Raw genomic sequence first — 17,306 nt, 5'->3', positions numbered from 1 at the left:
CCGGCAACTCGCCGGTCCCGGCACACCGCACAACGGCCGTCCGGTGGCCGTACAACCGCCCTACGACCACCGCACGACGACCGCGCGACCACCGGACAGCCGTGCCCCCGGCGGAAGTTGTAGCAAAGCCGTGTCATGCGGCCTGCGTCTCCAGCCGGGCACTGAACTCCCGCACCGCGGGCTCCGTGCCGTACGGCTCCAATCGCTGCTGGAAATCGTCCAGATACTCCGCCCCCCTGCTGGACCGCAGCGAGCCGAGCAGCTCCGCCGCCCGCGTGCCCGTGAGGCACGCCTCCTCCACCTCGCGCTGCTGGACCTGCGCCGTGGCCAGCAGGACCAGCGCGATGGCCCGCCGTCGCGCCCGCGACTCCGGGTGTCCGGACAGCGAGTCGGACGCGTGCCGCGCCGCCGCGTCGGGCTGACCCAGATCGCGGTAGCAGTGCGCCAACTCGTCGGCCAGATACGCCTGGTCGTAGTGCGTGATCCACACCGGGTCGTCGTCGGCCTCCGGATCCGCGTGCTCCAGCGCGGTGAGCGCCCGGCCCGCGACGGCCTGGCACTGGCCCACGTCGCCCATCAGCGCGTGCCCCCGCGCCTCGGCGGCCAGGAACATGGCCTGCGCCCTCGGGGTGACCTGCCCGCGCGCCCCTTCCTGCGCGGCCCGCGCCAACTGGGCGATCTCGCGCGGGTTTCCGAGCTGGGCCGCGAGATGGCTCATGGACGCGGCGAGCACATACCCGCCGTAGCCGCGGTCCCCCGCGGCCTGCGCGAGCCGCAGCGCCTGGATGTAGTACCGCTGGGCGAGGCCCGGCTGGCCGGTGTCCACCGCCATGTACCCCGCCAGCTCGGTGAGCCGGGCGACGGCGGCGAAGAGTCTGCGGCCGACCGATTCTCGGTACGACCCCGAAAGCAGGCCCGACACCACGCTGTTCAGATAGTGCACGACGACCGGGCGGACATGGCCGCTGCCGAAGCGGTGGTCCAGCTCGACCAGGGCGGCCGTCATGGCGGCGACCGCCGCCACGTCCGAATCACCCACCCGGGCGCCGGTGCTGCGCGCCACCGAGGTGTCCGGGCCGGTGATCAGCCAGTCCCTGCTCGGCTCGACGAGGGCCGACGACGCGACCGCCGATCCGGACAGGAAGTCACGCCTGCCCACATCGCTGCGCCACAACTCGCAGACCTGCTCGATCGCGCCGACGACCGTCGGCGAGAACTGGAGGCCGACGCCCGAGGCGAGATTCTTGCCGTTGGCCATCCCCAACTCGTCGATCGTGACCGTGCGTCCAAGCTTGCGGCCCAGCGCCTCGGCGATGATCCCGGGGGCCCGGCCGCGCGGCTGCTGGCCGCGCAGCCAGCGGGCCACGGATGTCTTGTCGTAGCGCAGGTCGAGGCCGCGTTCGTTACCGACCATGTTGACCCGACGGGCGAGTCCGGCATTGGAACAGCCGGCTTCCTGGATGAGTGTTTGCAGCCGTTCGTTCGGCTGACGGGCGACGAGAGGCCTGGCTGCCAATGGATACCCCCTGTGGCCGCAGTGATCGACTGAGTGATCACTGCCCGGCGGAAACGCAGTAAATGCGTGCGATGGTCGAAATCAGCAATCTTCGGTAACTTTCGGGAAACGCCGCCCGCTTGGCACCGAGATATGTGTGATCCGCTCACGCCTCGCGCCTCCCCGTTGGCAACCCCCGGTCACCGGTTGTGGTTACCCACCGATACGCCGCAACCTGGCGCGCGCCCCCACCGATGCACCAGTGCGCCCCGCGTGCGGGATCGATGCGCCTTCGCAACGGGCCGCGGGCCCGTAACCGTAGGTGCGGGCGGGAGTTGTGTTCTTCGTGGACAAGACCATCGGAGTGACGGGCGTCACGGACGCCGCGCAGATCCCCAAGCAGCGAGGCGAGCTGCTGCTGGACAGCGCCGTACGGTACGCGGAGGAGCGGCACTGGGACGTGTTCCCCGGCAGCTGGCTGGAGGCGGTGGACGGCACGGAGCGGTGCTCGTGCGAGCGCGCCGACTGCCCGACCCCCGGGGCGCATCCGACGAGGCCGGACTGGGCGACGCAGGCGACGGGCAGCGGCGCCGCGGCGCGCAGGCTGTGGTCGAAGCAGCCCAGCTCCTCGATCCTGCTGCCGACGGGCCGCACGTTCGACGCCCTCGACGTGCCGGAGTCGGCGGGGTTCCTGGCGCTCGCGCGGATGGAGCGGATGGAGATGACGCTCGGCCCCGTCGCCCGCACCCCCGACCGCCGGATGCTCTTCTTCGTACTGGCGGGCGGCTCGCTCAAGGTGGACGGCCTCGTAAGGAAGTTGGGCTGGTCGGCGTCGGCGATCGATCTGGTGGCGCGCGGCGAGGGGCACTACGTGGCGGCTCCGCCGACCCGGGTCGGCGGAGCCGGCGCCGTGCAGTGGGCGCGGCGGCCCACCCCGGCGAACCGCTGGCTGCCGGAGGCCGAGGAGCTGATCCCCCCGCTGGCGTACGCCTGCGGCCGGGACGCGGCGGCGGCACGGGCCGACCGGCGGGCCTGAGGCGCGTGTAAGCCGCAGCCATATGGTGGGTTCCCTCGACATCTCGAAAAGGCCACCCGAAGGGCAGTGCGGCATGCCGGATCACGTACCGGACCGAGCGGCGGAGCAGACGGAGCGGGCGGCGGTGGCACCGGACCCGGCGGGCGGGACGGACCCGGCGGACCCGGCGGGCGCGGCGGACCCGGCGGGCGGGGCGAGTACGGCGGCTCCGCCCGCCGTCCGGGTCGAGGGGCTGTGGAAGCGCTTCGGCGAGCAGGTCGCCGTCGCCGGCATCGATCTCGATCTGCCCGCCGGCCAGTTCGTGGGTCTCGTCGGCCCGAACGGCGCGGGCAAGACCACCACGCTCTCCATGGTGACCGGCCTGCTGCGGCCCGACATGGGCCGCGTCCAGGTCGCCGGGCACGACGTCTGGGGCGATCCGGTCGCGGTCAAGGCCAGGATCGGCGTACTGCCCGAGGGGCTGCGCCTGTTCGAGCGGCTGTCCGGGCGCGAACTCCTCGGATACACCGGCCGGCTGCGGGGGCTGCCCGGTGACGAGGTCGACAAACGCGCCACGCAGCTCCTCGACGTACTGGACCTGGCGGGCTCGCAGCACAAGCTCGTCGTGGACTACTCGACCGGTATGCGCAAGAAGATCGGCCTGGCGTCGGCGCTGCTGCACAACCCCGAAGTCCTGTTCCTGGACGAGCCGTTCGAGGGCGTCGACCCGGTGTCGGCGCAGACGATCCGCGGTGTTCTGGAGCGCTACACCGATTCCGGCGCGACCGTCGTCTTCTCCAGTCATGTGATGGAGCTCGTGGAGTCGCTGTGCGACTGGGTCGCGGTGATGGCCGCGGGCCGTATCCGCGCGCAGGGGACGCTCGCGGAGGTACGGGGCGACGCGCCGTCGCTCCAGAGCGCGTTCCTCGAACTGGTCGGCGCTCAGGGCCGGGACACCGGCGAGTCCCTGGACTGGCTGGGCGGTGCCCGATGAGCGCGGGCCTGTCGGGGACGACGAGCACGGCCGGGCCTGTCGGATCGGGTACGACGCCCGTGGTCACCCTGGGCACCCGCGCCCTCGCGCCCGTCTTCGTACGGCTGAAGCTGTCGCTGCTGCGCAACGGGCTCCGCCAGTCCTCCGGCCGTACCGCCGCGTACGTCGTCTCCGTCGTCCTCGCCCTGCTCATCGCCGCCGGCCAGCTCCTGGGCCTGATCCTGCTGCGCGGGAACGCCGGCGCGGGCATCCTCGTCGTCGTACTGACCGCGCTCGTGGCCCTCGGCTGGGCGATGCTGCCGCTGTTCTTCCCCAGCGGCGACGAGACGCTCGACCCGAGCCGGCTGGTGATGCTGCCGCTGCGGCCCCGGGCGCTGATCGGTGCGCTGCTCGCCGCGTCCCTGGTCGGTATCGGGCCGCTGTTCACGCTCTGTCTGGTGCTGGGGTCCGCGATCGCCGTCGCGCACGGCGGCGCGGCGGTGGCGCTGTCGGTCGTCGTCGTACCGCTGGTCCTGCTGGTGTGCGTGGCGCTGTCGCGGGCCGTCGCCGCGGCGAACATCCGGCTGCTGACCTCGCGCAAGGGCCGGGACCTGGCCGTACTGAGCGGTCTGGTGATCGCTGTCGGCATCCAGTTCGTCAACTTCGGTGTGCAGAAGCTCAGCGAGGCGGGCGGGCTGTCGGCGCTCGCCCCGGTCGCGGACGTCGTACGGTGGCTGCCGCCCGCGTCGGCGATCGGCGCGGTGGACTCGGTGAGCGACGGCGCGTACGGGCGGGCCGCCCTGCAACTGCTGCTGTCGCTGGCCGCGTTGGCCGCGCTCATGTACTCGTGGCAGCGGTCGCTCGTGAAGCTGATGACCGCCCCGGACGGCTCGACGATCGCCGCCGCCGGACCGGCCGCCCGCAAGGAGTCCGCGTCCGGCCTGGGCCGGCTGCTGCCCGACGGGCGTACGGGCACGGTGATGCTGCGCAGCCTGCGGTACGTGTGGCGCGACCCCAAGACCAAGGCGGCGTGGATCACCTCGCTGGCGATCGGACTGATCGTGCCGCTGGTGAACGCCCTCCAGGGCAACGGCTCGATCTACCTCGCGTGCTTCGCGGCGGGGATGCTCGGTATCCAGATGTACAACCAGTTCGGGCAGGACACCTCCGCGTTCTGGATGGTGGCCCTGACGATCTCCTCCACGCGTGACGCGTATCTGGAGCTGCGGGCGCGGGCGTTCGCGCTGCTGGTGATCACGCTGCCGTACTCGGCGCTGGTGACGGTCGGGACGGCCGCGCTGCTCGGCGACTGGCGGGCACTGCCCGAAGCGCTCGGGCTGTCCTTCGCGCTGCTCGGCGCGATGATGGCGACGGGCGCGGTGGCGTCGGCGCGGTTCCCGTACTCGATCCCGCAGGACAGCGCGTACAAGAACGTGGCGCCGGGACAGGCCGGGCTCGCGTGGATCTCGATCCTCGGCGGCATGCTCGGCGGCGCGCTGCTGTGCGCGCCGGTGATCGGGCTGACGATCGGCCTGCATGTGTCGGGCGCGGACGGCCTGACATGGCTGGTGCTGCCGGTGGGCACGGCGTACGGCGCGCTGATCGCGTGGGCCGGGGTGCGGGTGGCGGCGCCGCAGACGGCGTCGAGGCTGCCGGAGATCCTGACGGCGGTGAGCAAGGGCTGAAGCGCGGCGTGGGGTGTGGGGCGGGTTGTGGGGGGAGCGATTGGCCCCCTGGCCACGTCACCCCGACGCGGCCGTAAAACGGGCGTGCTGGTGCCGTGTATGCAGGGTGTCGGGATGGTCGGGGCCGAGCACTCTGGTGCGGTCCCGGACCAATTCCGCGTACAACTTCGCCGCGCCCGCCGCATCACCCGCCTCGGCCATACAGAAAGCATGCCAATCCCGAGCACGAAGCGTCTCCGGATCATCAGCCCCCAACACCCGGGCACGATCCCGGACCAGATCCGCGTACAACTCCCGCGCGGCCGCCGAATCACCCGCCGTAACCGTGAACCGGGCATGCTGATGCTGCACATGCAAAGTATCAACATGGTCAGGACCAAACACCCGAATACGATCCCGGACCAAACCCGCGTACAACTCCACCGCGCCCGCCGCATCACCCGCCTCGGCCATACAGAAAGCATGCCAATCCCGAGCACGAAGCGTCTCCGGATCATCAGCCCCCAACACCCGGGCACGATCCCGGACCAGATCCGCGTACAACTCCCGCGCGGCCGCCGAATCACCCGCCGAAGCCGTGAACCGGGCATGCTGATGCTGCACATGCAAAGTATCAACATGGTCAGGACCAAACACCCGAATACGATCCCGGACCAAACCCGCGTACAACTTCGCCGCGCCCGCCGCATCACCCGCCTCGGCCATACAGAAAGCATGCCAATCCCGAGCATGTAGCGTCGCCGGATCATCAGCCCCCAGCACCCGGGCACGGTCCCGGACCAGATCGGCGTACAGATCCCGCGCGGCCGCCGAATTACCCGCCCCGGTCAGTGCCTGTGCCTCAAGGGTGCGATCTTGCAGGTCCGCTGTCAGGGGACGGGTCGCCGGTGGTGGTGGGACCGGGGCGGTCGGGGCCGCGGGTGCCGGGCTGCCGAAGCTATCGATCACCGCGAGTACCCCGGTGGGGAGCCAACTCGCGGCGACGTGGGGGGCGGCGGTCCGGTCCCGGATGTGCCTGAACTCCTCCAGCAGCTGGCTCAGGGTGGGCCGCGCCTCCGGCTCCTTGGACAGGCACCGCCCCACCACGTCGGCCAACTCACCGGGCAGGCCGGTCAGGTTCGGCGGCTGATACAGCGTCTGTGCCAGGACATCGCCCGCGCTCGGCCCCTCGAACGGTGCGTGCCCCGTTGCCGCGAACATCATCACCGCACCCAACGCGAACACGTCACTGGCCGGTTCGGCGGCTCCCCGGATGTGCTCCGGGGCCATGAACCCCGAAGTGCCCATCAAGTGCGTGGAAGCCGTACCCACCGCGTCCAGCGCCTTGGCGATCCCGAAATCGATCACTCGCGGTCCATCGGCGGTCACCAGCACATTCGCCGGTTTCAGGTCCCGGTGCACCAACTCCGCGCCATGGACCGAGAACAGGGCCTCCGCGATGCCGGCCGCGACCCACCACGCGCCGGCCGGTGGCAGTACCCCGGCCCGCTGGACGAGGACGTCGAGCGGCGGCGCGGCAACGAACGCGGCCGCCATCCAGAGCAGTTCCGCGTCCGGCGCGGACACCTCGACCACCGGCGCGGTGAACGCTCCGCTCACCGCCCGAGCCGCTGACGCCTCCCGCACGAAGCGGGCCCGGAACCCGTCCTCGTCCGCGAGATGCGGGCGGATCACCTTGACCGCGTACAACCGCGTACCGAGGCCACGAGCCAGGTAGACGCGGCCCATTCCGCCCTGCCCCAGTAACCGCAGTGCCGTGTACGGACCCACCATCGCCGGGTCCCGGCCGTCCAGCGGACTGCCCCACATCAGATCCGCCACGAAGCTCCCATCCGCGAACTGGCCCCCATGGCCCCTCGGACCATCATCCCCGAATCGGGGAGATCATCGCCACCGCCATGTGCGAGTTCGGGCGGACAAGTCCCGGCGGGTGCGCCGGCGCTCGGGTGCGTCGCTTCACTCCACGGAGTGGAGTTGGCCCCGCACAGGGGTGCTTCGGCCCCGCCGTGCTTCGGTGGCGTCCGGGTCCGCCTCAACGATGAGCGCATGTCACTCATCAGTCTGCGTTCGCTGGCCGGTCGCGTGGTTCCCGCGCTGCTGGTCGCCCAAGTCGCCTTCCTCCCCCTTCAGCCCGCCTCTGCCGCCGCGCACGTGGCGCACGTGGCGCACTCGTGCCGAGCGTCCGCCGGTTGCGGTTCGGTCGTCGTCGCGCCTGTCTCCCAGGCGGCCCCGGACCACGGTCCCTGCACCAGCGCCGAACCGGTCGTGTGTCTGATCCGCGGCGAGACTCCGCAGGAGCGTGAGGTCGCCCGTGATCAGCGGATGCGCTATCACGACCTCCTTGAGGACATGGAGCGCGAGGAGTGCGCCATGCGTGCCGAAGGACGTTCCGAGGAGGACATCGCCCGCACCCTGGTCCAGATGCGCAACGACGCCAAGGACGTCGTCCGCGCCGGCATGACCCGCGAACAGGTCGCGGAGCTGGAGGCACGCAACCAGAAGAAGTACGGCAACCCGCTCGGCCCGACGGCCGACCAGCTGTATCTGAAGTACGGCTCCTGGGAGAAGGTCACCGAAGCCGCCACGCGTTCGAGTGCGGCCGTGGACCACGAACTCGGCCTGGAATTCCGCCACTGCCCCTGTGAAGTGCTCCAGGCGGCATGAGGTCGGACCGGCTCAGGCCGGTCCCCGGTGGGGGCGGGGCCGACCAGGGTCCCGCCCCCACCGTCTCTCACGCCGCCTCTCACGCCGTCTCTCACGCCGCGTGCAGCGCCAGCGTCGGGGAGAGCCGGGACGCCCGCACCGCCGGGTAGAGGCCCGCGACCGTGCCGATGACCAGCGTGGCGCCGAAGCCGCCGCCCATCGCCCACAGGGGTACCACCCAGGGCAGCCCGCCGGATTGGGCGTACAGACCCGTCGCCGCCGTACCCAGAGCCACTCCGGCCAGCCCGCCCAGGCCGGACAGCATCAGCGACTCCGTGACGAACTGGATCCGGATCTGGCCCCGGGTGGCGCCGAGCGAGCGGCGCAGCCCGATCTCGTACCGCCGTTCCAGCACCGAGATGATCATGGTGTTGGCGACTCCGACCCCGCCGACGAGCAGCGCGATACCGCCGAGTCCGAGCAGCAGACTGCTGAACGCCCCCTCGGTCGCCGCCTTCGCCTGAAGCGCCGCCGACGGGTCGGTGACCTTCACGTTCTGCGGGCTGCGCGGGTTGACGGTCGCGGCCATGACCGCGCGTACGGTGTTCACCGACGCGTCCGTCGAGCGCTCGTACACCGACGTCGGGTGGCCGTCGAAGTCCAGCAGGCGCTTGGCCCCCGTCCAGCCGACCAGCGCGGACCGTTCGATCTCCGGGGCCAGCGGCAGCGGGTCGAGGATGCCGACGACCGTGAAGTACCGGTCGCCGATCCACACCTGCCGGCCGGGCGCGGTGATGCCGAGGCGCCGGGCGGAGACATGGCCGAGGACGACCGAGGGGTAGCGGCCGGTCGCGCTGTTGAGCCAGCCGCCGCTGCCGACCTTCCCACGCAGCACCTTCAGCAGATCGGCGGTGGTGGCCTTGACGGCGATGCCGCCGGTGTCACCCTTGTCGATCTTCTCGTTGCGGCGTACGGAGGCGTCCAGGTCGGCGGTCCCGCCGACCTCTTGTACGCCGTCGATGCGGCCGACCATCCCGACGGACTCCTCGGGCAGCCGCACGTCCTCGCCCGCGAACATCGATTCACCGGGTGCGGCGACCAGCAGGTTGGTGCCCAACTTGTCGAGTTCGCGCAGGAGTTGGGCCTGGCTGGAGGCGGAGATGCCGACCACCGAGATCATGGTGGCGATGCCGATCGCGATGCCAAGCGCGGACAGCACGACCCGCATCGGCCGGCTGCGCAGCCCCGAGGAGCCGACGTGCAGTACGTCCCGGGGGCGGAGCCGGGCCGCCGTCAGCCGCCGCGACCCCCGCCCCTGGGCCGTCACAGTCCCGCCCCGATCCCCGCGCCGTTGCGGATGTCCGCGACCACCTCGCCGTCCCGGATGCGTACCTCGCGCGGCAGCCGCCCGGCGATCTGCGTGTCGTGCGTGATGACCGCGATGGTGGCCCCCTCCTGGTTGAGGTCGTGCAGCAGTTCCAGCACCGCCGCCCCGGACGCCGAGTCCAGCGCCCCGGTCGGTTCGTCGGCCAGCAGCAGGGCGGGCTCGCCGACCACCGCCCGCGCGATGGCGACCCGCTGTTTCTGCCCGCCGGACAGCTGGTGCGGCCGGTGGTCGAGCCGGTCGGCGAGCCCGACCCGTGCCAACGCGTCCGCGGCCCGGCGGCGGCGTACCGCACGCGGCAGGCCGGAGTAGAGCAGGCCCTCCGCGACGTTGTCCCGGGCGCTGACGCCCGGCACCAGGTGGAACGCCTGGAAGACGAAGCCGATGTGCTGCGCGCGCAGGGCGGAGAGGCGACGGTCGGGGAGCGCCGCCACGTCGTGCCCCGCGATCCGCACCGAACCGGCGGTCGGCCGGTCCAGCGTGCCGATGATGTGCAGCAGGGTGGACTTGCCGGAACCGGACGGGCCGACGATGCCGAGGAGTTCGCCCTCCTCCACCGTGAGGTCCACCCCGCGCAGGGCACTCACCCCGCCCGGATACTCCTTGGTGACCCCGGTGAGGCCGACGACGGTATTCGCAGCGGTACTCGTAGCCGTACTCACAGGGCCGGCACCCCGACCTTCATGCCCGCGCGCAGTCCGCCGCCCGAGACCTCGACCCGGCCTTCGGCGAACATGCCCAGCTCCACCTTCACGTCCCGCGTGGTCCCCTTCTCCACGACCTGGAGGCCGAAGCCGCCGCCGGGCAGGGCGAGCAGCGCGTTCACGGGGACGCTGAGGACGTTCTCGCGTGTCTCGCCGGTCAGATCGACGGTGACCGGGGACTGGTCGAAGCCGCCGACCTTGTCCGGTTCGTCGAAGGAGACGGTCAGGGTGACCTTGGGCTCGGTGTCCTGCGGATCGTCGCCGGGCTTCGCCGTCCTGCCGACCGACGAGACGGTGCCGGGCGCATTCGTACCGTCCGGCAGACCGACCGTGACCTTGGTGCCCGCCTTGGCGATCCGGCTCTCGGCCACCTCCAGGGCGAACGTCACGACGCGCTCGGAACCGGTGGTCGTGAGGACCGGGGCGCCGGGCTGGGCCAGGTCGCCGACGGGTGTCGCGATGCTCTTGATCCGTACCTCGCCCGGCGCGAACGCGATGTCCCCCGGCCCCAGCTCACCCGTCCTCTCGCGGTCGTGGGCCTTCTGCCAGCGCTTGACGGCGGCGGCGGTGAGATCGGTGTACTCGTCGTCGGGGGTGAAGCCGGTGTAGCCGAGGACGGCGAGGTTACGTTCCAGCTGCTCGACGTCCCGGCCCCGGTCACCCGGCCGCACCGTCCGGTACATCGGCCCCGATCCGTACATCAGCCGCACCGCCCGCCCGTCGATCTCGTACAGCCGCTCGTCGCGTTCGACGGTCGAGCCGGTTCGCGGGGTCCAGGTCATGGTGCCGGCCACACCCCCGTTGACCTTGCGCTGCTTGTCGTAGCCGAGCTTTCCGTCGGCCTGGGCGCTGTCGCGCAGGTCGCCGCGCTCGACGGCGGCGGTGTCGGGCGGGAGTCCGGTGTTCTGGCGGGCGTCGGCCCGGTCGGAGCCGCCGAGCTGGGTGAGGGCGAGGGAACCGGCGGCGACGGCGAGCACCGCCGCTCCGGCGACCAGGACTCCGCCGCGCCTCATCGGCCGGCGCTTTCGCAGGTCTTGTTCGCCTTCTCGAACTTCTTCATGTCCTTCTCCTCCACCATGGGCGCGGCCTGCATCGCGCCGCCTTCGAACGTGGGGTCGGGCATGTCTATGCCGTTCTCGCGCATGCACCGGGCGAAGGCGAGCTGCTTGTCCTTCTCCGCCTGGGTGAGCTCCTTGGGCCCCCCGCCGACGGCCTTGTCCTGGCATGCCTTGAACGCCTTCTCCACCTCCGCTTCGCTGCCGCCGAGTTCGAGGGTCGTGCCCTCCCCGTCCGTCTTCGGCTCGGGGATGTCCAGGCCCTGCTCCCGCAGGCACTCGCGGTGCTCCAGCGCCTGGTCCTCCTCGGTCTTGACGGTGTCCCCACCGCCGGACCCCGCATCCTTGGCACCGCCGCCGGAGTCGCCCGAGCAGGCGACGAGTCCCAGGGCGAGGGAGGCGAAGAGGGCGGCGGCGGCAGCCGCGTTGCGGCTCGCTACGGGCTGCTTCAAGAAGGTCATGACGGACTCCTCGTCCACGGGGTGACAGACCTGATGACGAACGGTCCGAGCGTGCGCGAGGTCCCGGTTTCGTTTCTCTCAAGCCGAATGCTTATGCCGGCGAAACATCGTTGTCGGATATAGAGATCCCATGCGTGTGCTGGTGGTGGAGGACGAGGAATTCCTGGCCGAATTGATCGCCGAGGGGCTGCGGCGGGACGCGATAGCCGTCGATGTGGCCCTCGACGGCCATGCCGCCCTGGACCGGCTCCGGTTCGGCGCGTACGACGTGCTGATCCTCGACCGCGACCTGCCGGGCCTGCACGGCGACGAGGTGTGCCGGCAGGTGGTCCGCTCCCGGCTGCTCACCCGCGTCCTGATGCTGACGGCGTCCGGGACCGTACGGGACCGGGTGGCCGGTCTCGGGCTCGGTGCCGACGACTATCTGACCAAGCCGTTCGCGTACGACGAACTCCTCGCCCGGGTCCTGGCGCTCGGCCGGCGGGCCAGACCCGCGCTGCCGCCGGTGCTGGAACGGGCCGGGCTGACGCTGGACACCGCGCGCCGCCAGGTCTGCCGCGACGGCCGCTATCTGTCCCTGTCCCGGAAGGAGTTCGCCGTGCTGGAGACGCTGCTGCGGGCCGAGGGGGCGGTCGTCAGCGGTGACGATCTCATCGAGGAGGTGTGGGAGGAGGACACCAGCTACCGCACCAACGCGGTCCGCGTCACGCTCTCCAAGCTCCGCGCGAAGCTGGGCGCCCCGGCGGTCATCGAAACCGTCCCGGGGGCGGGCTACCGCATCAGCGACGGCAGGGGCGACGGCACCGGCGGCGGTTCCGGCGACGGTTCCGGCGACGGCAGGGGCGACGGCACCGGCGGCAGTGCCGGCGGCGGCTCCGGCGGCCTGCGGGACGCCCGGTGAACAGCGAGCGGGCGCGGCTGACCGGGCTGTACGGCGGACTGCTGGTGCTGGCGGGCGTCCTGCTGACGGGCGGGGTCTATCTGCTGGTCAGCGAGGGCATGTACGCCAATCTGCTGTCGGCGGTGTTCCCGACCGTCTCCACCGAACAACTGGATGCCGACTCCGTCCTCGGCACCCCGGCCGGGGTACAACTGACACAGACCATCGTCGCCGAACCCGGCCAGTTCGCGGTGGCGGAGAAGGTCAGCAGCGCGGCCGGGGACGCCGCCCTCAATCAGTTGCTCACGGTCTCCGGGATCGCCCTCGCCGCCTACTCGGCGCTGTCCGTCGCCCTGGCCTGGTGGATGGCGGGACGGGTACTGCGGCCGGTCGGTGTGATCACGGCCCGGGCTCGGCGACTGTCCGGCAGCAATCTGCACGAACGTCTCGCGCTGAACGCACCGCCCGGCGAACTCAAGGAGCTGGCCGACACCTTCGACGGAATGCTGGACCGGATCGAGGAGTTGGTCTCCTCCAGACAGCGGTTCGCCGCCAACGCCGCCCACGAGCTGCGCACCCCGCTCGCCGTACAGCGCGCCGCCGCCGAGATCGGGCTCGCCGACGACCCGACGCCGGAGAAGGTGGCCCGGATCCGGGCCAAGCTCATCGACTCGGCCGCCGGCAGCGAGCGGCTGATCGAGGGACTGCTGCTGCTCGCGGTCTCCGACGACGGCCTGCGCCGCCGGGAGCGGGTCGCGCTGGACGAGACCGGCGCGGCGGTGGTCGACGCGCTGGCGGCCGACGCGAAGGCCCGGTCCATCACAATCGAGTTGACGGCGCGGCCGGTGACGGTCGAGGGCGACGCCGTCCTGCTCGACCACCTCGTCCACAACCTGGTCTCCAACGCCCTGCGCCACAACCACCCCGGCGGCACGGTCCGGGTCCGGGTGGGGCCGGACGGGCTGAACGGGTCGGACGGGCCTGCGGACGGGCCTGCGGTCGGCCTGGAGGTCGTCAATACCGGGCCGGTGGTCGCGCCGGAGACCGTACCGCTGCTGTTCGAGCCGTTCCGCCGGGCACGGGCCCGGCAGCACGCGCCGGGTGAGGGCGCGGGCCTGGGGCTGTCCATCGTGGCGTCGGTCGCGCGGGCGCACGGCGGCGAGGCGAGCGCGGAGGCGAACCCCGGGGGCGGTCTGACCGCCCGGGTCGTGCTGCCGATGTGCCCGTAAACTCGCCGGTATGCCTGTCTCGTTGAGCGCCGCCGCCCGCAAGATCCTCGATGGCCGCAACCCCGCCGTCCTGTGCACGATCAGCCCGGACGGCAGCCCGCAGTCCTCGGTGGTCTGGGTCGGCGTGGACGGCGACGAACTGGTCGTCTCCTCGCAGGCGGGCCGGCGCAAGGTGACGAACCTGGCCGGCGAACCGAGGGTCAGCCTCAGCGTGTTCGACCTGACGGACCCGCAGCGGTACGTGGAGGTACGCGGCACGGCCACCGTCTCCGAGGACGTCGACCGGCGGACGGCCGTCACACTCGCCCAGAAGTACGTGGGACCCGGCGCCGGCCAGGAGTACGTGGCCCTGCCGCCCGAGGTCGTCCGCGTCACGATCCGGATCACCCCGGAACGGCTCACGGGCAACTCGGCGGTCTGAATGTGAGCCCGTCCGGCGCTTGAGGACACATCAAGCCCGTCCGGCACTTGAGGACAAGCGCGCCCACGAACCGCGCGCCCCGGTCGACGTCCCCGGCTACGGGGTCAACGCGCCGTCCAGGAACGGCTCTATCGCGGCGCGCCAGGCGTCCGGCTGGTCGTAGTGCATGAGATGGCCGGCGTCCGTCACCTCCGCGTACTGCCCGCGCGGCAGGACCCGCACCATCTCCTGCGCCTCCGCGCGGCCCAACTCGCCGTCCAGGCCCCGCACGACCAGCGTGGGGCAGCGGACCTGTGCCAGCTCCTCCCAGTGCGCGTCGTGCACCCAGGTCTCGCGGGTGGTGAGCATCTGACGGCGGGAGAACACCGGCCGCCAGCCGTCGGCGCGCTCGGCCATCACCTCGGCGAAGAACTCGCCGCGGCCCGGACTCGGCCGCTCCAGCCACGGGTCTTCCTCGCCGAACCACTTCCGTACGTCCGCGAGCGTCGCGAACGGGACCGGCCAGGTGCGGAACCAGTCGTCCCACTCCCGCTGCGAGGCCGCACCGAGCGCGGACGCCCGCATGTCGCAGATGATCAGCGCCCCGACCAGGTCGGGGCGCTTCGCCGCCAACTGCCAGGCGGTGAGCGCCCCCATGGCGTGGCCGACGAGGGTGACGGGCGCGAGGCCGAGCTGCTCGATCACCGACTCCGCGTCCGACACATAGGCCTCGCGGGTGTACGGCGCTTCGGACGGCTTGTCGCTGCGGCCGTGGCCCCGCTGGTCGAGCGCGACGGCCCGGTGGCGCCCGGACAGCCAGCGCGCGGTGGCCGCCCAGTGCGAGGCGCGGCCCATCAGTCCGTGGAGCAGCAGCACACCGGAGGTGCGCCCGGTCCCGCCCCGCTCCTCGGGCGGATCCGCGAACTCCCAGGCAGCGAGCCGCAGCCCGTCGAATCCGGTCACATCGATGCGCTGCACCATGTGTCCTGGCACCCCCTTCGGTCCTGAGTGGTCGAGTCCGATGGCACCGGCCCGATGCTGTGCCGTTCGGTCGTGCGGTTCCCCCAGACTATCGAACTCCCATTCGAAAACCCGGCTGTCGCGCGCAACACCGCTCGTTCGAGTGACCGTGGTCAAGGGTTGGCCGAAGCGCCCGAGGGGAGATCTTCTCCGGGAGGCGGACCACTCGGGGATGAGGGTCCGCGGGGACCGACCCTGGGAGCTCGGGGCTCCGGGTCGGAACAGGGGAGGACAGGCCCCGGCGCCGCACGGCGCCGGGGTCCTTACCGTCCGGGACGGGCCGGGCGGGAGCAGCGGGAGCGACGGTCGCGGCGGATGGGGCCGGCAGCACGGTCGGCATCGCAGCGGTCGGCACAGGCGCAGGCGCAGGCACAGCGACAAGTGTCAGGCGCACAGCCCCGCTCCCTCCTCGGCCGCGGGACGAGGTCCGCGACCGCTGCCCTCAGGTCATATGCCCCTGAACCAGCCTGGCACGCGAATCGCCCGGCCGCTGCCATTCCGCCGGGAAATCGCATTCTCCGTCGCCGGAGGAACACTCTCCGCAGCCGTCACCGGGCACGCCGAACCCACCCGCCAGGCAGCACGGCCCCGGTCCCGGACCGAGGACAGCGCGAGGTCCGGGTCCCCGGGGGTGTCAGCGCTTGGCGACGAAGACGTGCGAGGCGACCTCGGCGTTCAGCTCCGCGGCCTCCCCGCTGCTGCCCACGAGCACCCCGCCGACCGGCGACTCGGTCACGCTCACCACGGAGCCGGGCTGCACGCCCGCCCGTCGCAGCGTGTACATCAGCTGGGCGTCCGTCTGGATCGGCTCACCGATCCGCCGCACCACGACCGTCTTGCCCTCGGTGCCCGGGTCCAGATCGGCCAGGCTGACCATGCCCTCGTCGAGGAACGGGTCGGCACCCGCCTTCTCGCCCAGCTCCTCCAGGCCCGGGATCGGGTTGCCGTACGGCGACTCCGTCGGGTGTCGCAGCAGCTCCAGCACCCGCCGCTCCACCGCTTCGCTCATCACGTGCTCCCAGCGGCAGGCCTCCGCGTGCACCTGCTCCCACTCCAGGCCGATCACGTCGACCAGCAGACACTCGGCGAGGCGGTGCTTGCGCATCACGCGCGTCGCGAGTCTGCGTCCTTCCTCCGTCAGCTCCAGATGCCGGTCGCCCGCGACCTGCACCAAGCCGTCCCGCTCCATGCGGGCCACGGTCTGGCTGACCGTCGGCCCACTCTGATCCAGCCGCTCCGCGATCCGGGCGCGCATGGGGACCACACCTTCCTCTTCGAGTTCGAGGATGGTGCGGAGATACATCTCCGTGGTGTCAATCAGTCCGGACATTACGTGCCCCTCGATGCTGTGACATGAAAACAACCGTGCGCTGGCCCCTGGTCAATTCTGACGCATCGCACTGACAACCGTGCCGTGCGGGAAGCCGCCGGAGGCGAAGCCGTATTGACACGGTAAAGGTCCAGACCGCAACGTGATCCGCGGCACAGGCGTTTCCGCCCCTGTTCCGCCGTCCGTTCTGCCTTCTCCACCCTCTTCTTCACCCTCTTTCTCCGCCTCCTACGGAAGGGTCTCTCATGAGCGAGAGCACGCTGGCCGGTCAGTTCTTCGGCGCCGCGATCGGTCTGCTGGAGCGCGTACGCGACGAGGAGGCCGCGAACATCGAAGCGGCCGGCGAAGCGATCGCCGACACCGTTGCCTCCGGCGGCCGGGTCTTCGCCTTCGGTGCCGGGCACTCCTCGCTCGCCGCGCAGGACGTCGTCTACCGGGCGGGCGGTCTGGCCCTCATGAATCTCCTCAACGTGCCGGGCGTGATGGGCGTCGACGTCATGCCCGCGACGCTCGGCTCCGCGCTGGAGCGGGTCGACGGCCTCGCGAGCGCGGTGCTCGACTCCAGCCCGGCGAAGCCCGGCGACGTCCTGGTGATCATCTCGCTGTCCGGGCGCAACGCGCTTCCCGTGGAGATGGCGCTGAACGCGCGTGCGCTGGGCCTGAAGGTGATCGGGGTGACATCGGTGGCGTACGCGACGGAGACGAAGTCCCGGCACCTGTCGGGGACGTATCTGAAGGACCACTGCGACATCGTCCTCGACAGCAAGATCGCGGTGGGCGACGCGGAGCTGTCGGCGGACGGCGTCGAGGCGCCGTTCGCGCCCGCGTCGACCGTCGTGACGAGCGCGCTGATGCAGGCGATGGTGGCGACGGCGGCGGGCGGCCTGGCCGAGCGCGGCGTCGAACCGCCGATGCTGCGGTCGGGGAACGTGGACGGCGGGCACGAGTGGAACGGGCGCGTGATGGCGGAGTACGGAGACCGGATCTTCTACCGATACCGATACTGATACCGATACCGATACCGGTCGCGGG

General features: G+C 71.6%; 16 protein-coding genes. 8 read left to right on the top strand and 8 right to left on the bottom strand.

Annotated elements, in window-relative coordinates; genetic code table 11:
- Positions 1-133: 133 nt before the first annotated feature.
- On the bottom strand, positions 134-1,516 hold the full coding sequence (locus OG700_RS22775) for a transcriptional regulator (protein WP_405616393.1): 1,383 nt from the start codon (positions 1,514-1,516) through the stop codon (positions 134-136).
- A 316-nt stretch (positions 1,517-1,832) separates the two neighbouring features.
- On the opposite strand from OG700_RS22775, the gene OG700_RS22770 reads away from it, so the two are divergent.
- The 3 genes from OG700_RS22770 to OG700_RS22760 all read left to right on the top strand — a co-directional run bounded on the left by OG700_RS22770 (position 1,833) and on the right by OG700_RS22760 (position 5,168).
- The gene (locus tag OG700_RS22770; protein WP_405616391.1) at positions 1,833-2,531 is read left to right on the top strand and encodes a bifunctional DNA primase/polymerase; all 699 of its coding nucleotides are present in this window, start codon (positions 1,833-1,835) and stop codon (positions 2,529-2,531) included.
- 73 nt (positions 2,532-2,604) lie between these two features.
- Entirely contained in the window at positions 2,605-3,504 is a 900-nt protein-coding gene (locus OG700_RS22765) for an ABC transporter ATP-binding protein (protein ID WP_405616389.1), read from the top strand.
- The gene (locus OG700_RS22760) at positions 3,501-5,168 is read left to right on the top strand and encodes a transporter (RefSeq protein WP_405616387.1); all 1,668 of its coding nucleotides are present in this window, start codon (positions 3,501-3,503) and stop codon (positions 5,166-5,168) included. Before OG700_RS22765 ends, OG700_RS22760 begins: the two co-directional genes overlap by 4 nt.
- A 57-nt stretch (positions 5,169-5,225) precedes the next feature.
- Here OG700_RS22760 and OG700_RS22755 read toward each other — a convergent pair whose 3' ends face one another.
- Entirely contained in the window at positions 5,226-6,989 is a 1,764-nt protein-coding gene (locus tag OG700_RS22755) for a protein kinase domain-containing protein (RefSeq protein WP_405616385.1), read from the bottom strand.
- 225 nt (positions 6,990-7,214) lie between these two features.
- On the opposite strand from OG700_RS22755, the gene OG700_RS22750 reads away from it, so the two are divergent.
- Entirely contained in the window at positions 7,215-7,832 is a 618-nt protein-coding gene (locus tag OG700_RS22750; protein WP_405616383.1) for a hypothetical protein, read from the top strand.
- A gap of 91 nt (positions 7,833-7,923) precedes the next feature.
- On the opposite strand, the gene OG700_RS22745 is transcribed toward OG700_RS22750, so the two are convergent.
- From OG700_RS22745 to OG700_RS22730, 4 genes are read right to left on the bottom strand one after another with little or no spacing between them, the layout of a single operon-like run.
- Positions 7,924-9,138 carry an ABC transporter permease gene (locus OG700_RS22745; protein ID WP_405616381.1) on the bottom strand — a complete coding sequence of 405 codons (1,215 nt, stop codon included), beginning with the start codon at positions 9,136-9,138 and terminating at the stop codon, positions 7,924-7,926.
- Positions 9,135-9,857 (bottom strand): ABC transporter ATP-binding protein, encoded by a 723-nt coding sequence (locus tag OG700_RS22740; protein ID WP_405616379.1) that lies wholly within the window; start codon positions 9,855-9,857, stop codon positions 9,135-9,137. The genes OG700_RS22745 and OG700_RS22740 overlap by 4 nt, the downstream gene beginning before the upstream one ends.
- Positions 9,854-10,912 carry a peptidoglycan-binding protein gene (locus OG700_RS22735; protein WP_405616377.1) on the bottom strand — a complete coding sequence of 353 codons (1,059 nt, stop codon included), beginning with the start codon at positions 10,910-10,912 and terminating at the stop codon, positions 9,854-9,856. Before OG700_RS22735 ends, OG700_RS22740 begins: the two co-directional genes overlap by 4 nt.
- Complete coding sequence (locus OG700_RS22730) at positions 10,909-11,415, bottom strand: hypothetical protein (protein ID WP_405616375.1); 507 nt, start codon at positions 11,413-11,415, stop codon at positions 10,909-10,911. Before OG700_RS22730 ends, OG700_RS22735 begins: the two co-directional genes overlap by 4 nt.
- A 130-nt stretch (positions 11,416-11,545) precedes the next feature.
- Here OG700_RS22730 and OG700_RS22725 point away from each other — a divergent pair, with 130 nt between their 5' ends.
- Genes OG700_RS22725 through OG700_RS22715 form a run of 3 tightly spaced genes read left to right on the top strand, consistent with a single transcriptional unit; the run spans position 11,546 to position 13,945 of the window.
- Positions 11,546-12,316 (top strand): response regulator transcription factor, encoded by a 771-nt coding sequence (locus tag OG700_RS22725; protein ID WP_405616373.1) that lies wholly within the window; start codon positions 11,546-11,548, stop codon positions 12,314-12,316.
- Complete coding sequence (locus OG700_RS22720) at positions 12,313-13,524, top strand: ATP-binding protein (RefSeq protein ID WP_405616371.1); 1,212 nt, start codon at positions 12,313-12,315, stop codon at positions 13,522-13,524. The genes OG700_RS22725 and OG700_RS22720 overlap by 4 nt, the downstream gene beginning before the upstream one ends.
- A gap of 10 nt (positions 13,525-13,534) precedes the next feature.
- The gene (locus OG700_RS22715; RefSeq protein ID WP_405616369.1) at positions 13,535-13,945 is read left to right on the top strand and encodes a PPOX class F420-dependent oxidoreductase; all 411 of its coding nucleotides are present in this window, start codon (positions 13,535-13,537) and stop codon (positions 13,943-13,945) included.
- A gap of 96 nt (positions 13,946-14,041) precedes the next feature.
- Here OG700_RS22715 and OG700_RS22710 read toward each other — a convergent pair whose 3' ends face one another.
- The gene (locus OG700_RS22710; RefSeq protein ID WP_405616367.1) at positions 14,042-14,905 is read right to left on the bottom strand and encodes an alpha/beta fold hydrolase; all 864 of its coding nucleotides are present in this window, start codon (positions 14,903-14,905) and stop codon (positions 14,042-14,044) included.
- A gap of 673 nt (positions 14,906-15,578) precedes the next feature.
- Positions 15,579-16,274, bottom strand: a complete 696-nt coding sequence (locus tag OG700_RS22705; RefSeq protein ID WP_405616365.1) for a metal-dependent transcriptional regulator — start codon at positions 16,272-16,274, stop codon at positions 15,579-15,581.
- Positions 16,275-16,519: 245 nt separating this feature from the next.
- Here OG700_RS22705 and OG700_RS22700 point away from each other — a divergent pair, with 245 nt between their 5' ends.
- The gene (locus OG700_RS22700; RefSeq protein WP_405616363.1) at positions 16,520-17,281 is read left to right on the top strand and encodes an SIS domain-containing protein; all 762 of its coding nucleotides are present in this window, start codon (positions 16,520-16,522) and stop codon (positions 17,279-17,281) included.
- Positions 17,282-17,306 lie beyond the last annotated feature (25 nt).

Source organism: Streptomyces sp. NBC_01508, from assembly GCF_045040315.1.
In the GTDB taxonomy this organism is placed as follows: domain Bacteria; phylum Actinomycetota; class Actinomycetes; order Streptomycetales; family Streptomycetaceae; genus Streptomyces.
The sequence above is the reverse complement of the archived record's forward strand: the minus strand, read 5'-3'. Positions and strand labels throughout refer to the sequence as shown.

Coding starts and splice junctions, on each gene's coding strand:
- OG700_RS22765 (WP_405616389.1), top strand. CDS start 2,605: ATGCCGGATCACGTACCGGACCGAGCGGCGGAGCAGACGGAGCGGGCG.
- OG700_RS22760 (WP_405616387.1), top strand. CDS start 3,501: ATGAGCGCGGGCCTGTCGGGGACGACGAGCACGGCCGGGCCTGTCGGA.
- OG700_RS22750 (WP_405616383.1), top strand. CDS start 7,215: ATGTCACTCATCAGTCTGCGTTCGCTGGCCGGTCGCGTGGTTCCCGCG.
- OG700_RS22735 (WP_405616377.1), bottom strand. CDS start 10,912: ATGAGGCGCGGCGGAGTCCTGGTCGCCGGAGCGGCGGTGCTCGCCGTC.
- OG700_RS22730 (WP_405616375.1), bottom strand. CDS start 11,415: ATGACCTTCTTGAAGCAGCCCGTAGCGAGCCGCAACGCGGCTGCCGCC.
- OG700_RS22725 (WP_405616373.1), top strand. CDS start 11,546: ATGCGTGTGCTGGTGGTGGAGGACGAGGAATTCCTGGCCGAATTGATC.
- OG700_RS22715 (WP_405616369.1), top strand. CDS start 13,535: ATGCCTGTCTCGTTGAGCGCCGCCGCCCGCAAGATCCTCGATGGCCGC.
- OG700_RS22710 (WP_405616367.1), bottom strand. CDS start 14,905: ATGGTGCAGCGCATCGATGTGACCGGATTCGACGGGCTGCGGCTCGCT.
- OG700_RS22705 (WP_405616365.1), bottom strand. CDS start 16,274: ATGTCCGGACTGATTGACACCACGGAGATGTATCTCCGCACCATCCTC.
- OG700_RS22700 (WP_405616363.1), top strand. CDS start 16,520: ATGAGCGAGAGCACGCTGGCCGGTCAGTTCTTCGGCGCCGCGATCGGT.